Annotated in this window: 18 protein-coding genes; 14 read left to right on the forward strand and 4 right to left on the reverse strand. The window is 64.3% G+C overall.

Going from position 1 to position 24,853, the window contains the following annotated elements:
• Positions 1-8: 8 nt before the first annotated feature.
• Positions 9-2,582, reverse strand: coding sequence for a phosphatidylglycerol lysyltransferase domain-containing protein (locus CPI83_RS14540; RefSeq protein ID WP_097387363.1), 2,574 nt, complete (start codon positions 2,580-2,582; stop codon positions 9-11).
• Between the two features lie 191 nt (positions 2,583-2,773).
• On the opposite strand from CPI83_RS14540, the gene CPI83_RS14545 reads away from it, so the two are divergent.
• From CPI83_RS14545 to CPI83_RS14610, 14 genes are all read left to right on the forward strand, one after another.
• Complete coding sequence (locus tag CPI83_RS14545) at positions 2,774-3,187, forward strand: BlaI/MecI/CopY family transcriptional regulator (RefSeq protein ID WP_003944876.1); 414 nt, start codon at positions 2,774-2,776, stop codon at positions 3,185-3,187.
• Positions 3,188-3,212: 25 nt separating this feature from the next.
• Positions 3,213-4,166: a M56 family metallopeptidase gene (locus tag CPI83_RS14550; protein ID WP_003944922.1), complete on the forward strand. Its 954-nt coding sequence runs from the start codon at positions 3,213-3,215 to the stop codon at positions 4,164-4,166.
• Between the two features lie 261 nt (positions 4,167-4,427).
• Positions 4,428-6,368, forward strand: a complete 1,941-nt coding sequence (locus CPI83_RS14555; RefSeq protein ID WP_097387364.1) for a DEAD/DEAH box helicase — start codon at positions 4,428-4,430, stop codon at positions 6,366-6,368.
• Between the two features lie 218 nt (positions 6,369-6,586).
• Positions 6,587-8,044, forward strand: a complete 1,458-nt coding sequence (gene gndA, locus CPI83_RS14560; RefSeq protein WP_007730904.1) for an NADP-dependent phosphogluconate dehydrogenase — start codon at positions 6,587-6,589, stop codon at positions 8,042-8,044.
• A 62-nt stretch (positions 8,045-8,106) separates the two neighbouring features.
• Entirely contained in the window at positions 8,107-9,609 is a 1,503-nt protein-coding gene (locus CPI83_RS14565; RefSeq protein ID WP_097387365.1) for a DEAD/DEAH box helicase, read from the forward strand.
• Positions 9,610-9,613: 4 nt separating this feature from the next.
• Complete coding sequence (locus CPI83_RS14570; protein ID WP_020907757.1) at positions 9,614-10,495, forward strand: DMT family transporter; 882 nt, start codon at positions 9,614-9,616, stop codon at positions 10,493-10,495.
• A 3-nt stretch (positions 10,496-10,498) separates the two neighbouring features.
• A complete protein-coding gene (locus CPI83_RS14575; protein ID WP_020907756.1) occupies positions 10,499-11,935 on the forward strand; it encodes a GuaB1 family IMP dehydrogenase-related protein in 1,437 nt (478 codons plus the stop codon).
• A gap of 311 nt (positions 11,936-12,246) precedes the next feature.
• The gene (locus tag CPI83_RS14580) at positions 12,247-13,629 is read left to right on the forward strand and encodes a hemolysin family protein (RefSeq protein WP_019748444.1); all 1,383 of its coding nucleotides are present in this window, start codon (positions 12,247-12,249) and stop codon (positions 13,627-13,629) included.
• Positions 13,622-14,710: a hemolysin family protein gene (locus CPI83_RS14585; protein WP_070386023.1), complete on the forward strand. Its 1,089-nt coding sequence runs from the start codon at positions 13,622-13,624 to the stop codon at positions 14,708-14,710. The genes CPI83_RS14580 and CPI83_RS14585 overlap by 8 nt, the downstream gene beginning before the upstream one ends.
• Before the next feature lie 3 nt (positions 14,711-14,713).
• Entirely contained in the window at positions 14,714-15,592 is an 879-nt protein-coding gene (locus CPI83_RS14590; RefSeq protein WP_069146570.1) for a 3-methyladenine DNA glycosylase, read from the forward strand.
• A gap of 18 nt (positions 15,593-15,610) precedes the next feature.
• The gene (locus CPI83_RS14595; protein ID WP_097387366.1) at positions 15,611-16,924 is read left to right on the forward strand and encodes a CoA transferase; all 1,314 of its coding nucleotides are present in this window, start codon (positions 15,611-15,613) and stop codon (positions 16,922-16,924) included.
• 31 nt (positions 16,925-16,955) lie between these two features.
• Positions 16,956-17,432, forward strand: a complete 477-nt coding sequence (locus CPI83_RS14600) for an OsmC family protein (RefSeq protein WP_097387367.1) — start codon at positions 16,956-16,958, stop codon at positions 17,430-17,432.
• Positions 17,425-18,459: a nucleoside hydrolase gene (locus tag CPI83_RS14605; RefSeq protein WP_097387368.1), complete on the forward strand. Its 1,035-nt coding sequence runs from the start codon at positions 17,425-17,427 to the stop codon at positions 18,457-18,459. The genes CPI83_RS14600 and CPI83_RS14605 overlap by 8 nt, the downstream gene beginning before the upstream one ends.
• A 230-nt stretch (positions 18,460-18,689) precedes the next feature.
• Entirely contained in the window at positions 18,690-19,637 is a 948-nt protein-coding gene (locus CPI83_RS14610) for a sulfite exporter TauE/SafE family protein (protein ID WP_019748438.1), read from the forward strand.
• 61 nt (positions 19,638-19,698) lie between these two features.
• Here CPI83_RS14610 and meaB read toward each other — a convergent pair whose 3' ends face one another.
• Genes meaB through mutA form a run of 3 tightly spaced genes read right to left on the reverse strand, consistent with a single transcriptional unit; the run spans position 19,699 to position 24,853 of the window.
• Positions 19,699-20,691 carry a methylmalonyl Co-A mutase-associated GTPase MeaB gene (gene meaB / locus CPI83_RS14615; RefSeq protein WP_003945003.1) on the reverse strand — a complete coding sequence of 331 codons (993 nt, stop codon included), beginning with the start codon at positions 20,689-20,691 and terminating at the stop codon, positions 19,699-19,701.
• 17 nt (positions 20,692-20,708) lie between these two features.
• Complete coding sequence (scpA, locus tag CPI83_RS14620; protein WP_019748436.1) at positions 20,709-22,961, reverse strand: methylmalonyl-CoA mutase; 2,253 nt, start codon at positions 22,959-22,961, stop codon at positions 20,709-20,711.
• Positions 22,958-24,853 carry a methylmalonyl-CoA mutase small subunit gene (mutA, locus tag CPI83_RS14625; RefSeq protein ID WP_097387369.1) on the reverse strand — a complete coding sequence of 632 codons (1,896 nt, stop codon included), beginning with the start codon at positions 24,851-24,853 and terminating at the stop codon, positions 22,958-22,960. The genes scpA and mutA overlap by 4 nt, the downstream gene beginning before the upstream one ends.

The raw sequence follows: 24,853 nt of genomic DNA on the forward strand, positions 1-24,853 counted from the left end.
ATCGCGAATCAGCGACCCAGAATCGTCCGAACGAGTTTGAATCCCTGACCGATCGTCACGGTCGGCAGGTATGCCCGTCCGACCGCGTTGCCGATGCTTGGCAACGCGGCTGGATCGGCGAATGTCATGTGCATCGGCACGTATCGCGGCTGGAACTTCGATTTGAAGGCCAGCAGCGATCGAAATCCGTACACCGGTTCAAGGGTGCGACCGACTAGGTCGAGCACGCTGTCCATCATCGCCGAGAAAGTCGTGGCCTCCGGTTCGTTCGCATTCCTCTCGGAGTCACCGGCGATTGTTGCCAGCGGTGCACCGGACAGACTGAGGAACTCGACGCCCTCCTCCTCCAATTTCAGTGCAGCGGAAGCGATGAGGAACTCCATCGCGGGACGGAACCCTTCGGAGCGTCGCCTCATGAAGTCGAGTGTCCACCCGACGACTTTGCCGTCGCGGTACACCGGTAGCCACGATGTGACACCGTGCACGGTGCGATCCTCGTCGACCGCGATCAGGCATCGCACTTGTTCGTCGTCGACCTCGTCGAGTCCGCCGAGGGTGAATCCCATCTCGGGCATCCCCTTGTCCGCTACCCACTCCTCCGAGATGGCGACTATCTGATCCTTGATCGCGAGAGGTGCATGAGGGAAGGAAATCCACTCGGCGGTGATACCGGACTTCTTCGCCCGGTTCAGTGCTGTGCGCACGTCCTGGAACCGCTTTCCTGTGAACGCGACTTGTCCCAGGTCGAGCACGGTTTCCTCGGCGACCTGTAGACCGCTCCAGCCCATCGAATCGGTGATGGTTCGGGCGTCGTCGGTCACGGAATAGAAGCAGGGAATCCAACCGTTCGACGACGCGAACTCGGCGAACCCCTCGATCGCCGCGCGCATGCGATCTGGAGGACCGACCGGATCACCTGTGGTGAGAGCAACGCCGGCGATGACGCGATACGCGACGTAACTCGAACCGTCCGCGCTGAACCAGTACGTGTTCCCCTTCCACGTCGTCATCCACGACAACGGGCTGCCGGTACCGGCGATCAACATGGATCGCGCTCGTTCGGCGGCTTTGGGATCGGCGGTCTTGACCGGCTTGAGGAAACTCACGAATACCAACACGGCGGCAACGCCCCAGAACACGACGCCGGTCCACTCGAAGAGCAACGTCGACTCGATGTCCACGGGAAGCAGGCGCGGGTCGATCAACTGCAGGTACACCGGCGGTACAAGGCGCTGTGGGAAGTCCGCGAGCAGCAACGTGACCGTGGGCTCGCGGTCGAACCCGTGCCTGGCGAGCATTCCGCCGCCGACGTAGATCACGGCGAGGACCGCGAGCAAGGTCACGATCGCAGCACCGAGACGTCGATACGTCTTGGCCGGGGCCGCGACGTCGAAGTATCGACGTGTGGCGATCAGCAGGATCAGCACGAAGAGCGGTGTCAGGAACGGCACCAGAGTTCGGTACACGTTCGGATCGCTGATTCCGTAGAACAAGCTGTCACTGTCGACGGCGTCGACGAACCTGATGACGAAGTTCCCGATCGAGAGGACGAGTAAGACGACCTGAGCACAGACAGTCGCAATCCAGGCGAATCTGCGGCCACGACGGAGCCCATCGCTCAACACCAGCACAAAAATCGACGGCATCAACGAGAGCAGAGTCGGACCGATCCCCGAGAGTCTCAGCTCGAGGAGGCCGCGTCGGCAGTCCGGATCCGACGCGGATTCGGCGCACAGCTCACGTACTTCTGCGACAGTCCAGGGAACACCACGGAAGAGATCGCGGAGTACGGCGAGTGGGCCAACCGCCTGTGGGGACAGCGCGGCGATCATCGGGCCGATCGCACTTGCCGCGACGACGATGGCGACCAGGACTCGGCCCTCTCGCTGTGTCCCGGCGATGCGTTCACCGCGAGCCGATCGTCCGACGATCCACTGTCCGATCACCAAACCCACCACAGCGGCAAAGAATCGGATGACATCTTGCAGCTGACCACTGAACAAGGCCAAGGTGATGGTCAAAGCCAGGGTTCCGACGCGGATGCGGCGACGCCACAATGTCCCCATGTTCGAGCTGGCGGCCATCGCGGCGCCGACGATCCACGCGCTCGCGCCGACAGCGGAGCCGACATGGAGGCGGAACCCCCAATTGGAGTCGAACACTTTCACGAAGGACGCCCAGCCGAGCCCGAGCAGAACTCCCAAGATTTGAGTGCTTGCGCCGGCGATCGCCAGCTTGATCGTTCCCATCCGCCGTTCGAGAGGTGCAGCGACCGCAATCAGGAGCACGCTCGCGCCGATGTACCCGAGCAGGTTTCCTGCCCACAGCGCGGAGCTCAGTGGAATCCAGACATGTCCGTGCTGGATCGAGCCCATTCCCGCACCGATCGTGTGCTCGAGATCGCGGGACGGTCCGTGAACGAGGCTGCCGGTTGCGGCGCCCAGTATCCACATAGTGAGAAGTAGGACGACCGTCAAGGGTGCGTCGCGAATGCCGAAACGGATGATGCCGGCAGCTTTCTGCGTGACTACCCGCGCCCGTGATGTCGATTCTTCGGTGCCCGGCGAACTGTCGATCGTCATCTACGTGCGGCTACTTTCTGCGGATCGACTGTTGGCTTGCAATTATCGGGCATCGTCATTGTCGGGACTTTGGTCGTCTCACACCACCGTAACCGTCACGCAGATCACTATGGCCAATACCACACCCCCACCGAGGTGGTTACTACTACCAGTAGTACGTATTTCGTCGTGGAAGTCCGTAGAATCGAAGAATGGCAGGTCTAGGTGAACTCGAACGCGCGGTGATGGATCATTTGTGGTCCACATCGGAACCGCAAACTGTGCGACAGGTGCATGAAGCACTCGCGACGCATCGCGAATTGGCGTACACGACGGTAATGACCGTTCTGCAGCGCCTGGCGAAGAAGCATCTGGTGATTCAGCAGCGTGACGATCGCGCCCATCGCTATCTTCCCGTCAACAAGCGCGAAGAACTGGTCGCGAGTCTGATGGTCGACGCGCTGGCCCAGGCCCCGGAGTCCGGCGGTCGCGCTGCGGCACTCGTCCACTTCGTGGGACAGGTCAATGCTGACGAAGCCGATGCTCTCCGCGAAGCGCTCGCTGCCCTCGAGGTGCGCGAGTCCGCGAAAAAGGCTGCGCAGCCCGGAATTTCTAGGCCGAACTGATTTCGTCGTGCATGATGTGTAGGACATGAACGCCACTACTGCACTGGTTTTCGGACTGCTTGCCTTGTTGCTGGCCGGTCCGGTTCCCGCACTCCTGAGCCGCTCCACGTGGCCTTACCGCGCTCCACGCGCGGCGTTGGTTCTGTGGCAAGCCGTCGCAATTGCTGCGGTGCTGTCGGCATTCAGCTCGGGCCTGGCCATTGCCAGCCAGCTGCTCGTTCCCGGCGCTGACGGTAGGCCGACGACGGCCCCGACCGCCGAAATCGATGCACTCGGGCTCCCGCTGTGGATTCTGTACGTGGTTGTTTTTGCCCTGACGCTTCTGATCGGCGCGAAGCTGATCTTCTCGATAATCCAGGTCGCTGTGAGAACCCGACGTCGCCGTGCACGTCACCGCGTGTTGGTGGACCTTCTCGACGACTGCGCCATGCCCGCGTCGGTGGAACGCACACCCGATCTGCGGGTGCTGGACGTGGACGAACCGATCGCATACTGCCTGCCAGGTCTGCGCCAACGCGTGGTTCTCAGCCAAGGCACTCTGCAGAACCTCGATCATGCCGAGGTCAAAGCAATCCTGACCCACGAGCGTTCACACCTGCGAGCTCGTCACGATCTTGTCCTCGAGGCTTTCACGGCCGTCAACCACGCCTTCCCCCGTTTCGTCCGTAGCAAGTCGGCTCTGGGATCGGTACAACTGCTGGTGGAGTTGCTCGCCGACGATTCAGCTGTGCGGGCTACCGGTCCCACTCCCCTCGCGCGGGCACTTGTCGCGTGTGCCGGATCGACGGCACCCCGCGGAGCGATGGCAGCGGGCGGCCCGTCGACGCTCATCCGAGTGCAGCGCCTCTCGGCCGACGATGCAGATCCCCGCATCGCAGTTTTTGCGTATCTCGGGGCGGTCGCGATTCTCGTGGTTCCCACGGTTGCGGTGGCTGTGCCCTGGCTCACCGAACTTCGACTGCTTTTCAACGCATACTGAGTCTTGACCTGCGCAACCCCGTGTAGTAGTGCAGGTCACAGGCGGGGCTACCTGACTTCGGTGTCCCCGGTGGCGTAGAGTGGACCACGGCCACCATCGTGGTCCGTCAACATATAACGGCACACAGCCCAATTCCCCGCAGTATGCGTTCGGATTGCCAGGTGACATGTGCCCTGGCTCGTCCCTTTGCGAACTGTGTCGTGTATTTCAGCATGGCTTCTTCCGCTCCGCGACGTGCCCGTAGTCCGGAGAGGTTTCCGCGTGACCAACGCTGTCCAAATGTCGTCTTCCGAGAACATCGAAGACCCCACCGTCAACACCCCCGCTGCCGAAGAAGCAGTCGCCACCGAGCCGGGTATCACCTTCGCCGAGATCGGCCTGCCCGAGCAGCTTGTTGCCGCATTGGCGCGCAACTCCATCACCGTCCCGTCCCCCATCCAGGCGCAGTCCATCCCGGACGCGCTCGCCGGAACCAACGTTCTCGGCCGCGCACAGACCGGATCGGGTAAGACCCTCGCCTTCGGCCTGCCGATGCTGACCCGCCTCTCACGCCACGAAGATCGCCCGGCCGCAAAGCGTCCCCGCGCACTCGTGCTCGTCCCCACCCGTGAGCTTGCTTTCCAGGTGGTCGACTCCCTCAACTCCTACGCCGGCGCACTCGGACTCACGGTTCGTCCCGCTGTCGGTGGAACGCCGTTCGCCAAGCAGGTCGATCAGCTTCGCCGCGGCGTAGACGTCCTCGTCGCAACGCCGGGTCGCCTGGGCGATCACCTGCGTCAGGGCACCTGCATCCTTGACTCGGTGGAAATCACCGCACTCGACGAAGCCGATCAGATGGCGGACATGGGCTTCCTGCCCGAGGTTCGCTCGATCCTCGGCGAGACCCCCGCAGACGGACAGCGTCTGCTGTTCTCGGCAACCCTCGACCGTGAGGTGCAGTCGCTGGTTCGTCAGTTCCTGGCCAACCACGTCACCCACTCCACCGAAGACGGCCGCGCAAGCGTCGACACGATGGAGCACTACGTCCTCCTCGTCGATCGTGGGCAGAAGGATTCCGTCCTCGCCGAGATCGGTGCCCGTGACGGACGCACCATCATGTTCGCCCGCACCAAGCTCGGTTGCGAGGGAATCACCGATCGCCTCCGCGCCGTCGGCATCGCTGCCGAGTCGCTTCACGGCGGCAAGGCACAGAACCAGCGCACCCGCGTCCTCGAGCGTTTCAAGAACGGCCGCACCCCGGTCCTCGTCGCAACGGACGTCGCAGCACGCGGTATCCACGTCGACGGCATCGACCTCGTCGTTCACGTCGATCCCCCGGCCGACCACAAGGACTACCTGCACCGCGCTGGTCGTACCGCTCGCGCCGGCGAGAAGGGCACCGTTGTCGCCATCGTGCTGCCCAACCAGAAGCGTCAGTTCAAGCGTCTGACCGGAATGGCCGGCGTCAATGCCGCAGCCGTTGCCGTCACCCCGGGTTCTGCTGAACTTGCTCGCATCACCGGCGCCAAGAAGCCGACCGGAGAACCCTTGCGCGAGAGCTCTTCTCGTGGCGAGCGTTCCTTCGGCGATCGTGGCGGAAGCCGTGGCGGCTACCAGGGCAACCGCTCTTCCGGCGGCTACCAGGGCAACCGTGACGGTGATAGCCGCGGCGGATACCAGGGTGATCGCTCCAGCGGTGGTTACCAGGGCAACCGCGACAGCCGCCCCTCGACCGGCTACCAGGGCAACCGCTCTTCGGGTGGATACCAGGGAAGCCGCGACGGCGAGAGCCGCGGCGGATACCAGGGCAACCGCTCTTCCGGTGGATACCAGGGTGATCGCTCCAGCGGTGGTTACCAGGGCAACCGTGACAGCCGTCCGTCCTACGGAGACCGCGACAGCCGCCCGTCGACGGGTTACCAGGGCAACCGCTCGTCGGGCGGATACCAGGGAAGCCGTGACGGCGAGAGCCGCGGCGGATACCAGGGCAACCGTTCGTCCGGTGGTGGATACCAGGGCAGCCGCGACAACAACCGCTCGTACGGCGATCGCGACAGCCGCCCCTCGACCGGATACCAGGGCAACCGCTCTTCCGGTGGCTACCAGGGCAACCGCGACGGCGGCGACAACCGTGCAGCCTCGACCAGCGGTGGCGGCTTCCGCAGCCGCACCGACCGTCGTAGCTATGACGGATTCGACGGCCCGAAGCGCGATCAGCGGTAATACCTGCGCTGAGCTGCGGCTCGACAACTGAACACTGAGAACCTTCCGGCTGTGCCGGAAGCTGTATCGAGACGGATGCAGGTCACTGCAATTAAAGTGATCTGCATCCGTGTTTTGTATGCACGGTCTGAATGTTCACGCGCGTCGCGGCCGCACCGTTTTCGGCTGCGCACAGCGCAGGATTTCACAGCCGCGGACCGAGAGGGAAAGCTGTAAGTATGTCAACCACTAGCACCGAATCACCCCGAGCTCAGATCGGCGTCACCGGCCTGGCCGTCATGGGTTCGAATATTGCCCGCAATTTCGCCCGCCACGGTCACACCGTTGCCCTGCACAACCGCAGCATCGCGAAGACCGATGCCCTGATCGCCGAGCATGGTTCCGAGGGCGATTTCGTGCGCACCGAGACCGTCGAGGAGTTTGTTGCCGCACTGCAGAAGCCGCGACGCGTCCTGATCATGGTCAAGGCCGGTGCCCCGACCGACGCCGTGATCGAAGAGCTCGCGAACGCCATGGAGCCCGGCGACATCATCATCGACGGTGGCAACTCGCTCTACACCGACACGATCCGTCGTGAAGCAGCGATCCGCGCCCGCGGTCTGCACTTCGTCGGCGCTGGAATCTCCGGTGGCGAAGAAGGCGCACTCAACGGTCCGTCGATCATGCCCGGCGGCCCGAAGGAGTCCTACGAGGCTCTCGGCCCGCTTCTCGAGTCCATCTCCGCTCACGTCGACGGCACCCCGTGCTGCACGCACATCGGCCCCGACGGCAGCGGTCACTTCGTCAAGATGGTGCACAACGGCATCGAGTACGCCGACATGCAGCTCATCGGCGAGGCGTACAACCTCTTCCGCGACGCACTCGGTTACGACGCCGGTCAGGTCGCAGACGTCTTCACCGAGTGGAACAAGGGCACGCTCGAGTCCTACCTGATCGAGATCACCGCCGAGGTGCTCCGCCAGGTCGACGCCGAGACGGGCAAGCCGTTGGTCGACGTCATCGTCGACGCTGCCGAGCAGAAGGGCACGGGCCGCTGGACGGTCAAGTCCGCTCTGGATCTGGGCGTGCCGGTCACCGGTATCGCCGAGGCCGTTTTCGCTCGCGCACTGTCCGGTAGCCGCAATCAGCGCGCCGCAGCTCAGGCGCAGGGTCTGGCCGCCGGCTCTCTCGGCGACAAGCCTGCTGACGCCGAGCAGTTCGCCGCCGACATCCAGGCCGCGCTGTACGCGTCGAAGATCGTGGCGTACGCGCAGGGCTTCGATCAGATCGCTGCCGGCAGCGCCGAGTACGACTGGAACCTCAAGCCTGCCGACCTGGCGACGATCTGGCGCGGTGGCTGCATCATCCGTGCGCAGTTCCTCAACCGCATCAAGGACGCGTTCGACGCGGATCCGAGCCTGCCGAGCTTGATTCTGGCACCGTACTTCCGCGAGGCCATCGAGGCAGGCATCGACAGCTGGCGCCGCGTGGTCGCCACCGCGACGATGCTCGGTATTCCGGTACCGGCGTTCGCGTCTTCGCTCTCGTACTACGACGGTCTCCGCGCGGAGCGTCTGCCGGCCGCCCTGACTCAGGGTCAGCGCGACTTCTTCGGCGCGCACACCTACGAGCGCATCGACAAGCCGGGCAAGTTCCACACACTGTGGAGCGGTGACCGCAGCGAAATCGAGGCCTGATTCACAGCGGGTATCGGTAGATGCGGTCATCTGCGTCTACCGATACCCGGTAGCCTGGACAAATGCAGGAATCGACGATCGACTCGCCCACCTCGACCGAAGGGCGTTCGTTCGTCGACCTCGGAATCCCCGCCGTGATGGTGCACGCGTTGCGCCGTAGCGGCATCGATGCCCCCTTCCCCATTCAGTCGGCCACCATCCCCGATGTCCTCGCCGGCCGCGATGTCCTCGGGCGCGGCGCGACGGGTTCCGGAAAGACTCTGGCCTTCGGGCTTCCGATGCTGGTGCGCCTCAAGGGCGGGGCGAGCAAGCGGAATCGTCCGCGCGGTTTGGTGCTCGCTCCCACCCGTGAGCTGGCGATCCAGATCCACAAGGCACTCGACGACGCTGCTACCGAGATCGGTTTGCGTGTGGCAAATGCGGTCGGTGGCGTTCCGATCAAGCGTCAGGCCGACATCCTTGCCCGCGGCGTCGATCTGCTGATCGCGACCCCAGGGCGCCTACTCGACCTACTCGAGCAGAAGTCGGTGATTCTCGACGACGTCGTGATCACGACCATCGACGAAGCCGACCACATGGCAGACATGGGTTTCATCGACGAGGTTGCGAAAATTCTCGACACGACACCGAAAGACGGTCAGCGCCTTCTCTTCTCGGCAACACTCGACGGCAAGGTCGACGATCTGGTCGCGGGTTACCTGCGCAATCCGGCGTCGCACTCGACTGCTCCCCCGGTTGCCACCGTCTCGACCATGGAGCATCACCTGCTCTTCGTCGACCGCGACGACAAGAGATCCGTTGTCGCACATATCGGTTCACGGGCGGGGCGGACCATCATGTTCGTCAAGACCAAGCACGGTGTGGATCGTCTTGCGCAGCAACTACATTTGATCGGTGTCTCGGCCGGCGCCCTGCACGGCGGCAAGACGCAGAACAATCGGACCAAGACCCTCGCGTCGTTCTCCGACGGGACGACACCGGTCCTGGTCGCCACCGATGTCGCCGCGCGCGGAATCCATGTCGACGACGTGACGCTCGTCGTTCACGTCGATCCCCCGGCGGAGGCGAAGGACTACCTGCACCGGGCCGGCCGGACGGCACGCGCCGGGGAATCGGGTGTCGTCGTCACCATAGTCACCGACGACGAACGTGATTCGGTCGAGAAGTTGACCAAGCAGGCAGGCATCAAGGTTCACGGCGTGCGGGTTCGTCCTGACGATCTGGAGCTCACGCGCATCACCGGCGCGATGGAGCCGACGGGAATACCGGTCGAAGCTCCCGATACGACGGTCGCCGTCAAGCACACCGCCAAGCGCGGCCGTCAGGAACACGACACTGCAGGCCGGACCGCTGCCGGAGGACGGATGAAGAAGGACGGCGACAAGCGCGCGGCTTCCTCGCGGCGCGTCACCGATCCGAAGAGTGTGAAGAAGATCCGTGCGGACGGCACTCCGGTCCCGACCCGTTCGGAGCGTCTGGCGTCCAAGGGCTTGACCCCGCGTCGCGGCGCACCCGGCGCAGGAAAGCCGTCTGCCGGAAATCGGGCAGGCAAGCGCGCACACTGAGGGAATGGGTGATCTTCCACTGATCTCTGTTCTCTGCGCACTCGTCGCCGCGCTTCTCTTCGCGTGTGCCTCCGTCGCTCAGCAGCGCGCCGCGTCTGCGGTTCCGGAGGGCGAGGCGTTGGTGGCGTCGTTGATTCGCAGTCCTCGGTGGTGGGCCGGGCTGATCGGTGACGGCGGCGGTTACGTCATGCAGGCCGTTGCACTGTCGTTGGGTTCGGTGTTGGTGGTGCAGCCGCTGATCGTGACCTCGCTGCTGTTCGCGCTGCCACTTTCGGCCAGGTTCTCGGGAATTCGCATCACCCGTTCTGCGTGGTCATTGGCGATCATGCTCGCGATTTCCTTGGCGATCTTCCTCGTCGTCGGCGATCCCACCGAGGGAGACAGCAACGCTCCGTGGTCGGATTGGGCTGTGCCCCTGACGATCACGGTCGCAGTGGCCGTGGTCGCAACTATCGGCGGCTTGTCCAAACTCGACGGTGGCTGGCGCGCTCTGCTTCTCGGCTCTGCGGCCGGAATCTTCTACGGCGTGGCCGTCGCATTCACCAAGTACGTCACCGACCTACTCGGGCACGGTGTCGTCGGGGTGATTTCGGCATGGCAGACGTGGGCGCTGATCGCCTCGGGCGCAATCGGGGTCTACCTCCAACAGCGCGCTTTCCAGGTCGGGCCCCTGTCGGCGTCGCTACCCGCCCTGACGATCGGCGAGCCGATCGCGGCCATCTTCCTGGGGATGACGGTTCTCGACGAACGCCTCCGCGTCGACGGTCCCGGAATTGCTCTCATCGGGTGCGCCGTCGCCGTCATGATCATGACCACGATCGCCCTCTCCCGCTCACAAGCGCGCGATACCGAGGGCGCTACGGCGGAATCGACGGTAGGCTCGTGAAACGTGCAGTTCCTCGAAGGGCAACGCCCCCCATACGACCTGACCTACGACGACGTCTTCCTCGTCCCTAACCGGACCGAGGTCACCTCTCGGTTCGACGTCGATCTCAATTCTTCCGACGGATCCGGAACGACCATTCCCGTCGTCGTCGCCAATATGACCGCAGTCGCCGGCCGCCGCATGGCGGAGACTGTCGCCCGCCGCGGCGGACTGGTCATCATTCCGCAGGACGTCCCCACTGACGCTGTCGCCGAGACCGTGGCGTTCGTCAAGAGCCGCCACCTCGTCGCTGATACGCCGGTCACGCTGAGTCCGGACGACGCCGTCTCCGATGCGCTGGCGCTGCTACCCAAGCGTGCACACGGCGCAGTCGTGGTGGTCGAGGACGGCAAGCCTCTCGGTGTCGTCACCGAGGCTGCCTGCGCGGATGTCGATCGGTTCACTCGCCTACGTACCGTCGCGATCACCGACTTCGTCACCGCCCCGGTCACCGCCACACCGCGTGAGGTCTTCGAACTGCTCGAAACCAAGCACGATCCGTTGGCCGTCATCGTCAACGAGGACGGAACCCTCGCCGGCGTCCTCACCCGCACCGGCGCGATTCGTGCCGGCATCTACGACCCCGCAGTCGACGATCGCGGCGCACTCCGGGTCGCTGCGGCGGTCGGTGTGAACGGTGACGTGGGCGCCAAGGCCAAGGCACTCGTCGACGCCGGTGCCGACGTGATCGTCGTGGACACGGCTCACGGTCACCAGCAGAGAATGATCGATGCGCTCACCACCCTCAAGGCGCTCGACCTCGGCGTCCCGTTGGTTGCAGGCAACGTGGTGTCCGCACAGGGAACCCGTGATCTGATCGCCGCAGGCGCGGACATCGTCAAGGTCGGCGTCGGCCCCGGAGCCATGTGCACGACTCGCATGATGACCGGCGTCGGACGCCCACAGTTCTCGGCCGTCGCGGAATGTGCTGCAGCAGCACGCGAGCTCGGCAAGCACGTCTGGGCCGACGGCGGTGTTCGCCACCCTCGCGACGTTGCACTCGCCCTCGCGGCGGGCGCGTCGAACGTCATGATCGGCTCGTGGTTCGCAGGCACGTACGAGTCCCCCGGCGATCTCAAAGTCGATCAGGCGGGCAACGCGTACAAGGAGAGCTTCGGTATGGCCTCCAAGCGCGCCGTTGCCGCTCGCACCGCCACCGAAACGGCTTTCGATCGCGCCCGTAAGGGATTGTTCGAGGAAGGCATCTCCAGTTCGCGGATGCGTCTCGATCCCGAGCGTCCCGGAGTCGAGGACCTGATCGATCAGATCTGTTCCGGCGTACGCAGTACCTGCACGTACGCGGGTGCGCGCTCACTCGAGGAGCTGCACGAGAAGGCAGTTCTGGGAGTGCAGTCCGCCGCCGGATTCGCCGAAGGACGGCCGCTTCCGTCTGGTTGGTGAACCACGTTTTATGACAGTCGGCGGGTGCTCGGGTCCCTACTCCCGGGCACCCGCCGGTATCATTGGATCCGTAAACAGGAAACAAAACTCGGTCGGGTGCCCATCGGCGACCCGACCGAGCCCGCTACAGCCGAGAAATACTCGGCTTCGACGAGAGGAACCCGGTGCCCGAGGCACCCACACACTTACCCGGCGCTACACCCGTCGTTTTATCCGAGGAATCGTCTGATTCCGCTGGTTCGGAGGGCTCCTCTAGCGAGCCGGGAGACAAACCCGGCGGCCCCCGTGCACACCTCAGGTGGCGATGACACATGGACATCGTTTTCACCATTCTCAGCCTGGTCGGCTTCATCGCGCTGACTGCAGGCACCGCCCTCTTCGTGGCGGCCGAATTCTCACTGACCGCGCTCGAACGCAGCACCGTCGACGAAGCTGCTCGTGGCGGCGACCGACGTTCGCGGCAGGTTCAACACGCGCACAAGACTCTCTCGTTCCAGCTCTCCGGCGCTCAGCTGGGTATCACGATCACAACCCTGATCACCGGTTACCTGGCCGAGCCCGTTCTGGCACGGTTCATCACACCGGTCACGAAGGCCGTCGGGCTCAGCGAATCCGCTGCCTCGACAACGTCTTTGATCCTGGCGCTCGTGATTGCGACCTCGTTCTCCATGATCTTCGGTGAGCTCGTACCGAAGAACCTCGCAATCTCCAAGCCGATGCCCACCGCCCGCGCGACTGCGGGCCTGCAAGCGGGCTTCTCGCTGATCTTCCGGTGGGCCATCAACGGCCTCAACGGAACCGCCAACTGGATTGTGCGACGCCTGGGCATCGAACCCGCGGAAGAATTGCGCTCGGCGCGATCACCGCAGGAACTCGGGTCCCTCGTGCGGACGTCCGCGCAGCGCGGGTCCATCGACAAGGGCACGGCGATGCTCGTCGACCGTTCGCTGCAGTTCGGTGACCGCACCGCAGAAGAGCTGATGACTCCGCGAGTGAAGATCGAATCGCTGGAACTCTCGGACACCGTCGCAGACCTGATCGTGACGGCGTCGCGAACTGGCTACTCGCGCTTCCCCGTCGTTCGCGGCGATCTCGACGACACAGTCGGCGTCGTACACATCAAACACGCGTTCACCGTTCCGGCCGAGCGCAGGCGCACGACGCGCGTCGACAGTCTGGCTCAACGTGTTCCCGTCGTGCCGTCGAGCCTGGACGGAGACACCGTCATGGAGCGGATCCGCTCCGACGGCATGCAGGTCGCGCTTGTCGTCGACGAATACGGCGGAACAGCCGGCATCGTCACGATGGAAGACCTCATCGAGGAAATCGTCGGTGATGTGCGCGACGAACACGACGAACCCGAACTCGACGTACAGCGCGTCGGCGACGGCTGGTCGTGCTCCGGTCTCCTGCGCATCGACGAGGTCACCTCGGCAACCGGATACACCGCGCCCGAAGGCGACTACGACACGCTCGGCGGTCTGGTGCTCACCGAACTGGGCCGAATCCCCGACGAGGGTGACGAAGTGGAATTGCCCGACGTCGACTCGTCCGGTGATTCCCGCGGCAAGTGGATCGCCCGAGTGACCAGTATGGACGGCCGTCGTATCGACCGAGTGACCATCACGCCGGTACCGGCACATGTCGAACCCGAATCCGCAGACGACGACACGAAGGAGTCCGACGATGAATAACCTCTTCGGTGTACTCCTCACCGTCGTGCTGCTCGCCGGTAACGCATTCTTCGTCGGTGCGGAGTTCGCGCTGATCTCCGCACGACGCGACCGCCTCGAGGCACTTGTCGCGCAGGGTAAGAAGCGGGCACTCACGGTCATCAAGGCCGGTGAGAACCTCTCGCTGATGCTTGCGGCAGCTCAGCTGGGCATCACGATCTGCTCGATCCTCCTCGGTAAGGTCGCCGAGCCCGCCATTGCGCATCTCCTCGAGGTGCCGATGAAAGCTGTCGGCCTTCCCGACGGATTGCTGCACCCGATTTCGTTTGCGATCGCGCTCTCACTGGTCGTCGTGCTGCACATCCTGCTCGGCGAGATGGTGCCCAAGAACATCGCGTTGGCGGGCCCCGAGAAGACGGCCATGCTGCTCGTTCCCGTGCATCTGGCGTTCATCAAGATCGCTCGCCCGATCATCGCGTTCTACAACCTCTGCGCCAACGGAGTGCTCAAGCTCCTGCGCGTCGAGCCCAAGGACGAACTCGACGTCACTGTCTCGGCGGTGGAGTTGTCCGCGATGATCGGTGAATCGCGGTCCGAGGGTCTGATCGACGCCGAAGAACACCGGCGGTTGAAGCAGGCACTCGAATCGACGGATCGCACCGTCTCCGAGGTCCTGATCACTCTCGACAAGGTGCGGACCATTCCCCTCACGCCGTCGGGAACAACACTGGGTGAGATCGAGCGTGCGGTCATCGAGACCGGATACTCGCGTTACCCGGTCCGAGCGAGCGATGGATCGCTGGCCGGGTACGTGCACCTCAAGGATGTGCTCGACGAGGTGCTCGACGAAGCTGCCGGGCCGGACACCGTCGTTCCGACATCGGATATCCGCCCGTTGCCCATCGTTCCGCTCAGCACGCCGCTGGCCGAAGCGTTGGCCGGCCTTCGTCGGGCCAGCTCGCACCTCGGCGCAGTCACGGACGCCGACGGAGTCGTGATCGGTATCGTCGCGCTCGAGGATCTGCTCGAGGAGTACGTCGGAACGGTTCGCGACGGCACGCACCGCGGCACAGATGCTGTTCCCGGACAAAGAAACAGCTGATCGATGACACGTTCGGTGCATTCACTCGCACTCGCGCAGAGCGAGTGGACGGCTCGGCGGGCACTTCACCTCGAGGAGGTGGAGAAGCTCGTCGAGCCGCACCGAGCGCGTCGTAGCGCCGGTATCTCTCACCCGGTGCACGACTTCCTTTTCACGTACTACAACTTCAAGCCCGCCCAACTGCGCCGCTGGCACCCCGGGTACGGAGTCGCACTCGAGAACGCCGGCGAATACGCAGCCTTCTCCGGCTACCGCGTCGACGATTCGGGTACTGCGACGGTCGAGGCCGCCGTGCTGGAGCGTCGGCGTCACACAGTCGAATTCGTGTGGAATCTGTTGAATCAGACGTCTGCGCGGCCCGCTGTGCTGGGCTGTTTCGGCCTCCACGAATGGGCGATGGTCTATCGCGGCGGCGAGGACGCGATCCGTCACCAGTCAGTGCCGCTGCGGCTCGGGTTCGCCGGTACCGACGCGGTCGTCGAATCCCTGCCACTCAAATGCACGCACTACGACGCGTTCCGGTTCTTCACACCGGACGCGGCCCCCAAGAACTCGCTCCCGCTTGCACGCGAAACTCAGATCGATCACGAACAGCCGGGCTGCCTGCACGCCGGTATGGATCTGTACAAGTGGAGCTTCAAGTTGTTGCCACTCGTGGATTCCGATCTGGTGATGCGGTGCTTCGAACACGCGCTCCTGGCCCGTGAACTCGACATGCGCGCGAGCCCATACGACCTCGCCGAGTACGGGTACTCCCCCATTCGTATCGAAACTCCCGCGGGCCGCGCCGAATACGTGCGTCAGCAACAACAGTTGGCGGATCGTGCTGCGCCGCTCCGCGATACGCTGGCAGAGAAGTGCCGGGAGCTTCTCGGCCACTGAACTGCCGAAAGGCGCCACATGGATCACGGGTACGGGTTCTATCTCGACGAATACCAACGTGACGTCGGGGTGCACACCGACGACCGACGCGGCCACATCGAATGCCCGGACTCGGCGGGCTTCCTTGCGGCGCACTTGCCGGTGTTCGACCTCGCTGCAGGCTCAGTCGCGGCCCTCGCCTCGGCAATTCATCGGTCAACCGGCCCGGGCGACGGACACTGGACCCTCGATCCCGAGCGCATCGCCGCGTCCTTCTCGAGCGATCGACTGTTCCGGATCGGCGGCGAACCGATCAACGGATTCTCCGAATACTCGGGGTTCTTTGCCGCCCGCGACGGTTGGGTCCGCACGCACGGCAACTATCCACACCATCGCGACCCCCTGCTCGCCATCCTCGAGCTCGACCATGGATCACCTAAAGATGCAGTGGCGCAACGGATATCCGAACTCAGCGCCATCGAGATCGAGCAGCAGGCCGCCGAGATCGGCGCCATCGCGGTCCGTGTTCGTACCGAGACCGAGTGGCGCCTGAGTGAGCAGTGCGCAGCTGCGAGGTCTGAGCCTCTGGTATCCATCCGAGTACGCGACGAGGGAAAACCTCGCACGCATCCGACGCGCCCACGTGTTCTCGACCTGACCCGCGTCATCGCCGGCCCGGTCGCGACCCGTGCCCTCGCGCTGGTCGGCGCTGACGTTCTGCGGATCGACCCTCCGGCGATCCCCGAGATCGGATGGCAGCACCTCGACAGTGGCCAGGGCAAGCGGTCGGCGCTTCTCGACCTGAAGTCCTCGGCGGAAGCGGCAGCATTCCGCGAACTCCTCGACACCGCAGACGTACTGGTCACCGGCTACCGTCCGGGCGCACTCGAAGCACTCATCGGGCAGGATCTTCCCGCCCACCTGATTCACGGGCGCGTCAGCGCATGGGGATGGGAAGGTCCGTGGGCGAATCGCCGCGGCTTCGACAGCATCGTGCAGGCCGCATCCGGTATCTCGTTCCTCGAGGGCGACGAGAAACCGGGCGCACTTCCAGCGCAGGCCCTCGACCACTCCACCGGATACTTCTTGGCAGCTGGGATCCTCGACGCGTTGACGCTGCGCTCGCAGGACGGCCGTGGCCGCGATGTCGACGTGTCATTGGCCAGCACCGGCGCCCGTCTTCTCGACGCACCCGGCCGAACCGTCCATCCCGGTCTACCGACCGCTCCCGGCCTGAATGTTGTTGTCAACCATGCCGACGTGACCACCGCACGACCCGCGCTGGCAGAGTTCGAGGACTACCCCGAACCAGCCCATCCGTGGGGATCGGATCGCGCGGAGTGGGCACACTGAGGGACCGGCACATTCAGGGCAAGATGGACCTGTGAAGTCACATACCTACACACTCGACCTTCAGTGGACGGGCGATCTGGGAACCGGAACGTCCAGCACGCAGGGATATTCGCGCAATCATGCAATATCCGCGGTCGGAAAGCCGGAACTTCTCGGCAGCTCCGATCCCTCGTTCCGCGGTGACGCGCAGCGATGGAACCCCGAGGAACTGCTCGTTGCCTCCCTCGCCCAATGCCACATGCTCTGGTACCTCGGTCTGGCAGCTGCCGCTGGGGTCGTCGTTCTCGACTACAGCGATCAGCCGGTCGGCAGCATGATCGAGGAATCCGATGGCGGCGGCCAGTTCATCGAAGTGACGTTGAATCCGACGGTATTGGTCGCGGAGGCGTCGATGGTCGAGGAGGCCGAGGAGCTTCACGGCCCCGCACACACGAAGTGCTTCATCGCTCGGTCGGTCAACTTCCCTGTCCTGCATTCACCGACGATCCTGGTGGCCACCGATGAGTGATACGCACAAGCTCATCGTCGACGTCGACACCGGCATCGACGACTCGTTGGCGCTTCTCTATCTCCTTGCCAGCCCCGAAGCCGAGATTCTGGGGATAGCGAGCACCGCCGGCAACGTTCCGGTGGAACAGGTCGCGGCCAACAACTTGAACTGGCTTGCGCTCTGCGGCGCCCCGCACATCGAGGTTGCACTCGGCGCCCGCGAGCCACTGGTCATCCCGTTGCGCACCACCGAGGAGACTCACGGTCCGCAAGGGATCGGGCATGCCGTCCTCCCCGATTCGGGTCGCAAGCGCTCGGTCCGAACGGCCACCGACCTCTGGGTGGATCTCGTCCGGGAGTACCCCGGACAACTCACCGGATTGGTGACGGGGCCGCTCACCAACCTTGCGCTGGCGATCAGACGTGAACCCGATCTGCCGTCTCTGCTGAAGCGACTGGTCGTGATGGGTGGGTCGTTCAACTATCCGGGCAACACGACGCCGACCGCGGAGTGGAACGTCTCGGTGGATCCGCACGCCGCCAAGGAGGTGTTCGACGCGTTCTCCGTCGTACCCGCGCACCGGCGCCCGATCATCTGCGGCCTCAACGTCACCGAATCCATCGAGATGTTCCCCGAACATGTGCGTCGGCTCGCCGACGCTGCCGGGAGCACTCCGGAAGAGATCATCTCGCCTGACGACGGCCCCGACGTCCGCAGTTCCGCGTCCAACAGCGTGATCAGGCATATGTCCGACGCGATCCGGTTCTACATGGAATTCCATCGTGAATACGACCAGGGCTTTCTTGCTCACATGCATGATCCCTTTGCTGCTGCCGTCGCGCTCGATCCGAGCTTGGCGACGCTGAAGCCGGCAACGGTAGATGTCGAAACCGAGAGTCCACTGCTGATCGGAACGACGGTCGCGGACTGGGTCGGGCACTGGAAGCGTGAGCCCAACGCGGATATCGCGGTCAGCACCGATCCGGCGGAATTCTTTGATCGACTTGTCCACCGAGTGGGAAATTACGCCCGCGTCGTGGGTTGACCGAGCCGGGCACCGGCTATGCTCGCATGGACAGAACACCAACGAACGAGAACAAAGGACCTGACGTGCAGATTTCCAGCCACGATGCCTCCCCGGCATTTGCGCTCGGATTGATGGCGTTCTGGCCCACTCGTCGTAGCGCATGCTTCGATCAGGCGTGTTGCTGAGCGGCGATTCTGTCTGCCTGCACCCCTGACTTTGTCGCTTCTTCGCTCGGAGTCTGTCTTCTCATGTTCAACCTTCTTTTGTTCACCCTTGTCGGCGTCGGCGCCCAGCTCGTCGACGGCGCCCTCGGTATGGCCTTCGGTGTCACCGCAACCACTCTGTTGATGATCGGTGGCCTCGGTCCGGCTCAGGCCAGCGCCGCTGTTCACCTGGCCGAGGTCGGCACCACCCTCGCTTCGGGCGTGTCGCATTGGAAGTTCAAGAACATCGACTGGAAGCTCGTCGCCAAGCTCGGTGTGCCCGGCGCAGTCGGTGCATTCATCGGCGCAACCGTGCTCTCGGGTCTGTCCACCGAAGCGGCAGTCCCCATCACGGCGACGATCCTGCTGGCCATCGGTATCTATGTGGCACTTCGCTTTTCGGTCCGCCCACCGGCCGTCGCGGATGCTCGTACCACTCCGCACACTGCACGTTTCCTGTCCCCACTCGGCCTGTTCGGTGGTTTCATCGATGCATCCGGCGGTGGTGGTTGGGGTCCGATCACCACCAGCACGCTGCTCTCGCGGGGCAAGACCGCGCCGCGCACCGTGATCGGCTCGGTCAGCGCCTCGGAGTTTCTGGTCGCGTCAGCCGCGTCGCTGGGATTTCTTGTCGGATTGGGTCGTGAGTCTGCTGGAAACCTCCTCGTTGTCGCCGGTCTCGCGCTCGGCGGTGTCATCGCTGCCCCGTTCGCGGCGTGGCTGGTCAGCCGCGTGCCTGCAACCTTGCTCGGAACGGCGGTGGGCGGCGTCATCGTGTTGACCAACGCACAGAAGCTGTTCAAATCCTTCGACATCACCGGGGCGGTCACAGTGGCCGGCTACCTGGCCATTCTCGGCGCGTGGGCAGCGTTGCTGTTTTACGCGTGGAAGCGGTCCACGCTCACCCCAGCCGAGGCAGAAGGCGATTTCACGGGAGTCGAACTCGCTGTCGAGAACGAACTCACCGAGCCTGCGGTCAAACGCGAACGATAGCTCGTCACAGAAGAAATCCCGGGTATCCGCGCTCGGATACCCGGGATTTTGTTTTTTCGCCCTAGTTGCTTCCGTCGAACGCGTCGAGAATTCGCCCCGCCGCCAACGCTGCTGTCAGCGAACCGTCACGCACGCTCTGCTCGACGTCGGCCCGGATCGCACGCACCCGATCGTTGCTCGAGAGCCTGCGTAGCAGCTGATCGTTGACCATCGTCCAGGTCCAATCGACCTGTTGCTTGCGACGCTTCTCCTCGAACTGTCCTGCTTCGGTGAGCACCTCACGGTGTTTGGTGACAGTTCCCCAGAACTCGTCCAGCCCGACACCCTCGAGGCCGCTCATCGTGATGACGGGCGGCTTCCAGATGGCGTCGTGCGGGTAGATCAGGCGAAGCGCTCCGGCCAATTCGCGGGCAGCACCCTTTGCCTCGCGCTCATGCTTTCCATCGGCCTTGTTGACCGCCACCAGATCTGCGAGCTCGAGGACACCCTTCTTGATGCCCTGGAGCTGATCACCGGTACGAGCGAGGGTCAGGAACGTAAAGCAGTCCACCATGTTGGCAACAGTGACTTCGGACTGGCCGACACCCACTGTCTCCACCAGGATGACGTCGAAACCGGCAGCTTCGAGAAGCACGATGGTCTCTCGGGTTGCCTTGGCAACACCACCGAGCGTGCCGGACGTCGGTGACGGCCGGATGTACGCATTCGGTTCGACGGTGAGCCGAGCCATGCGTGTCTTGTCGCCGAGAATCGAGCCGCCGGTGCGGGTGGACGACGGATCGACCGCCAACACCGCAACCCGATGTCCCTTGCCCAGCAAGTACATTCCGAGCGCGTCGATGAACGTCGACTTGCCGACGCCGGGAACGCCGGTGATGCCGATCCGGTGCGCTCCCCCGGCCTCGGGCAGCAACTTCAGTAGAAGCTGCTGCGCAAGGGCCCGGTGGTCGTCGCGAGTGGACTCGACGAGGGTGATCGCCCGAGCGAGGCCGGCACGCTGATTCCCGCGTACCGCCTCGGCGAGGGAATCAATGTCGATGGGCTGACGTGCCATCTTCAGTGACCCCCTTCTCAGCTGTGGTCGTGACCCAGTTGGGCGGAGAGCTTCTCCAACAATCCGCTGGCAGCGTCGGCGATGACGGTTCCGGGCGGGAAGATGGCAGCAGCGCCGGCCTCGTAGAGTTCGTCGAAGTCACCGGGCGGAATGACGCCGCCGACGACGATCATGATGTCGGGACGACCGGCCGCAGCCAGAGCCTCCCGCAGCGCCGGCACCAAGGTGAGGTGACCGGCTGCCAACGACGACACACCGACTACGTGGACGTCGTTGTCGGCCGCCTGATTGGCGACCTCTTCGGGAGTCTGGAACAGCGGTCCGACGTCGACGTCGAATCCGATGTCCGCGAAGGCCGTGGAGATGACCTTCTGGCCACGGTCGTGACCGTCTTGGCCCATCTTCGCGACGAGAATACGGGGACGACGTCCCTCGTCCTCGGCGAACTTCTCGACCAGTTCCATCGCCTTGCTGATGTTGCTCACCGTTCCTGCCTCGTCGCGGTACACACCACTGATGGTGCGGATCTCGGCCTGGTGGCGTCCGTACACCTTTTCGAGGGCGTCGGAAATCTCGCCGACCGTAGCCATCGCACGGGCGGCGACAACAGCGAGGGCGAGGAGGTTGTTCTCCATGCCGCCTTCGGTGGATGCGGCAGCGCGGGTGAGGTTCGCGAGTGCGGCCTCGACGGCTTCCGGATCACGTTCTGCGCGAAGGCGAACCAGCTTCTCGAGCTGTTCCTTGCGGACCTTGGAGTTCTCGACCTTGAGAACTTCGATGGTGTCGACCTCGTCGGGAACGTACTTGTTGACGCCGACGAGCGGCTGCCGACCGGAGTCGATGCGTGCCTGGGTGCGGGCGGCAGCTTCCTCGATGCGCAGCTTCGGGATGCCTTCGTTGATGGCCTGAGCCATTCCGCCGGCTTCCTCGACCTCTTCGATGTGCTTACGAGCCCGGTTGGCGAGTTCGTTGGTGAGCCACTCGACGTAGTACGAGCCGCCCCACGGGTCGATGGGACGCACTGTGCCGGATTCCTGCTGCAGCAGCAACTGGGTGTTACGGGCGATGCGGGCGGAGAAGTCCGTCGGCAGTGCGATGGCCTCGTCGAGTGCGTTGGTGTGCAGCGACTGAGTGTGGCCCTGGGTCGCAGCCATGGCTTCGACGCAGGTACGCGGAACGTTGTTGAAGACGTCCTGCGCGGTCAGAGACCAGCCCGAGGTCTGCGAGTGGGTACGCAGCGAGAGCGACTTCGCGCTCTTGGGATCGAACTTCGCAACAAGCTCGGCCCACAGGAGGCGTCCGGCGCGGAGCTTGGCGACCTCCATGAAGAAGTTCATGCCGATGGCCCAGAAGAAGGACAGGCGCGGTGCGAACTTGTCGATGTCCATACCGGCGTCGAGGCCGGCGCGGATGTACTCGACGCCGTCGGCGAGGGTGTACGCCAGTTCCAGATCGGCCGTCGCTCCGGCTTCCTGGATGTGGTAGCCCGAGATGGAGATGGAGTTGTACTTCGGCATTTCCGCGCTCGAGTACGCGAAGATGTCCGAGATGATCCGCATCGAGGGCTTCGGCGGATAGATGTAGGTGTTACGAACCATGAACTCTTTGAGGATGTCGTTCTGGATCGTTCCGGCCAGCTTGTCCGGGGTGACGCCTTGCTCGCCTGCCGCAGCGACGTACAGCGCGAGAATCGGCAGCACGGCGCCGTTCATCGTCATCGAGACCGACACCTGCGAGAGGTCGATTCCGTCGAAGAGCTGACGCATGTCGAGGATGGAATCGATTGCGACACCGGCCATTCCGACGTCACCCGCAACGCGAGGGTGATCGGAGTCGTAGCCGCGGTGTGTGGCGAGGTCGAAGGCGACCGAGAGGCCCTTCTGACCGGCCGCGAGGTTACGACGGTAGAACGCATTCGACTCCGCGGCAGTGGAGAATCCGGCGTACTGGCGAATGGTCCACGGCTGGTTCACGTACATGGTCGGGTACGGACCACGCAGGAACGGCGCTGCGCCCGGGAAGCTGTCGAGCGGGTAACCGGACTCGGCGGCGGCCGTGCGGTCCGCACCGGTGTACACCGGCTTGACGTCGATGCCTTCCGGGGTGGACCAGACAACCTGCTCGGCGGCGTAGTTGTTGGCGTTTGCGCCCTCTTCGATGAGCGCCTGTGCCTGCTCAACCGACGGCGGTGTGGGTGCCGGAGACTGCGGGTCCTCGAGTGGGACCTCGGCGAAACTGCCGATCACGTGCTTGACCTCTCGTGTCGTCACTTGGAGCTTCCCGTCTCGATGAAGTCGAGCAGTTCGGTCAGAGCCGACACTGCGTCGATGCGGGCTGTGAGGAATCCGTCCGGGCGAGAATCGCCGGTCGCGTCGGCGACTGCCTTTTCCGGTCCTGCGAGCAGCACCTTGGTGATGCCGGCAGCGCGAAGTTCGGCGACGGCCGCTGCGGCGCTCTCGCCGTAGCGCTTGTCCGTGCCGCACAGCACCGCGACGGTGGCACCGGAAGCCTTGACGGCTGCGGAGATGGCTTCTGCGCCTACCTCGAGGGGGCCGGGGTTGACTGCGTCGATACCACCCGAAGCGAGCAGGTTGGACGCAAACGTGGTGCGCACGTTGTGTTCTGCAACCGAGCCCAGCGGCGCGAGAAGCGCAGTGGGACGGGCGCCGCCGGCGGCGAGGAACGCGTCCGAACGGTCACGAAGCGCTTCGAATGCAGCTGCGTAGCGGGCGACGGACTGGCCGGGCTCGACGGCTTCGGCAGACAGCGGCGTTTCGCCGAGGTTCGGGAACTCGTTGACACCGGTGACCGTGGTCTTGCGGTGTGCGATGTCGGAGTCACGCTTGGCCTTCGTGGCAGCGATGCGGCCGGAGACGATTCCCGCTTCGAGTGCCGCCAGATATCCGCCGGCTGCTTCGATTTCCTGGAAGAACTCCCACGCGGTGGCGGCGATCTGCTGCGTCAGGTCCTCGACGTACCAGGAGCCCGCCGACGGATCGAGCACGCGGCCCAGGTGCGACTCCTCGAGGAGAAGCAACTGCGTGTTGCGCGCGATGCGCGAGGAGAAGGACTTGCTGACACCAAGGGTGCCGTCGGCCAGGGCGACGTCGAACGGAAGAACAGTCACTGCATCTGCTCCGCCGACGCCGGCGCCGAATGCGGCGAGGGTCGTGCGCAGCATGTTCACCCAGGGATCACGCTGAGCCATCATCGCGGCGGAGGTGACTGCGTGCTGCGGCGCTCCACCGAAGTCGGAAGCTCCACAGACCTGAGCGATGCGGGCCCACACGAGACGTGCGGCGCGGAACTTCGCGATGGTCTGGAACTGATCGTCGGTTGCCGAGTAGCGGAAAGCCAACTGCGACAACGCAGCACCGATGGTCAGACCGCTCTCTGCGGTGAGTGCGCGGAGGTATTCGAGTCCGGCGGCAATCGCGGCTCCGAGTTCCTCGGCGTCGCCGGCACCCGCGTTGTGGAAGGCCGTGCCGTCGACGGTGATCGCGTGCACGGTTTCCGCGCGAGCTGCAGCGAGGGCGGCCAACTCGACGGCGCCTGCAAATTCGACGTCGGCTGCGCCTGAGAACCAACTGGTCAGCGGCGCTGCACCGAGGTGAACTCGGATACTGCTGCGATCACTGACGCCGTCGCCGGCTTCGCCGCGAGCATCGAGGAGAGAGAAGAGTGCGCGGGCTGCATCGTTCACCTCGGCGCCTGCGTCGAGCGTGAGCGGTGCGAGGTCGAGAAGAACGCCCTCGAGCGCAGCGGCGAGGTCGGTGACCGGAACGCCGTCGGCGCCCACCTTCAACCAGAGTGCGCTGACTCCGTTTTCGAGGGCGTCCAGGATGGCGCGATTAGTCTCGGCCGCCGAAGCGGTTCCGAATGCAGCGGAAACCAACCAACCGGCATTGACATCACGGTGAGCGTCGACGCCACGCACGTACGGAAACGTGCCCGGCAAGCTCTGCTCGGGACGCTCGTCGCGTGGGCTGTAGAGCGGTGCGACAGTGACACCGTCGTAGGTGACGGTTTCGAGCAGTTTCTGTGGCTCGGGGCCCAGCTCTGCCGCATCGACTCTGCGGGACTTGGCGAGCACACCGGCTACGGAGCGCTGCCACTCCGCGTACGCCTGCTCGACAGCCTCGGCTTCTGAAGCTAATGACAC

The sequence above is a fragment of the Rhodococcus sp. H-CA8f genome (assembly GCF_002501585.1).
GTDB classification, from domain to species: Bacteria; Actinomycetota; Actinomycetes; order Mycobacteriales; family Mycobacteriaceae; genus Rhodococcus_F; species Rhodococcus_F erythropolis.

Bases quoted from the DNA above. Each gene is read 5' to 3' on its own strand.
- CPI83_RS14590 (WP_069146570.1), top strand. From the start codon at position 14,714: ATGACACGTTCGGTGCATTCACTCGCACTCGCGCAGAGCGAGTGGACG.
- CPI83_RS14565 (WP_097387365.1), top strand. From the start codon at position 8,107: ATGCAGGAATCGACGATCGACTCGCCCACCTCGACCGAAGGGCGTTCG.
- CPI83_RS14540 (WP_097387363.1), bottom strand. From the start codon at position 2,582: ATGACGATCGACAGTTCGCCGGGCACCGAAGAATCGACATCACGGGCG.
- CPI83_RS14580 (WP_019748444.1), top strand. From the start codon at position 12,247: ATGGACATCGTTTTCACCATTCTCAGCCTGGTCGGCTTCATCGCGCTG.
- CPI83_RS14610 (WP_019748438.1), top strand. From the start codon at position 18,690: ATGTTCAACCTTCTTTTGTTCACCCTTGTCGGCGTCGGCGCCCAGCTC.
- meaB (WP_003945003.1), bottom strand. From the start codon at position 20,691: ATGGCACGTCAGCCCATCGACATTGATTCCCTCGCCGAGGCGGTACGC.
- CPI83_RS14570 (WP_020907757.1), top strand. From the start codon at position 9,614: ATGGGTGATCTTCCACTGATCTCTGTTCTCTGCGCACTCGTCGCCGCG.
- CPI83_RS14585 (WP_070386023.1), top strand. From the start codon at position 13,622: ATGAATAACCTCTTCGGTGTACTCCTCACCGTCGTGCTGCTCGCCGGT.
- gndA (WP_007730904.1), top strand. From the start codon at position 6,587: ATGTCAACCACTAGCACCGAATCACCCCGAGCTCAGATCGGCGTCACC.
- CPI83_RS14550 (WP_003944922.1), top strand. From the start codon at position 3,213: ATGAACGCCACTACTGCACTGGTTTTCGGACTGCTTGCCTTGTTGCTG.
- CPI83_RS14605 (WP_097387368.1), top strand. From the start codon at position 17,425: ATGAGTGATACGCACAAGCTCATCGTCGACGTCGACACCGGCATCGAC.
- CPI83_RS14545 (WP_003944876.1), top strand. From the start codon at position 2,774: ATGGCAGGTCTAGGTGAACTCGAACGCGCGGTGATGGATCATTTGTGG.
- CPI83_RS14595 (WP_097387366.1), top strand. From the start codon at position 15,611: ATGGATCACGGGTACGGGTTCTATCTCGACGAATACCAACGTGACGTC.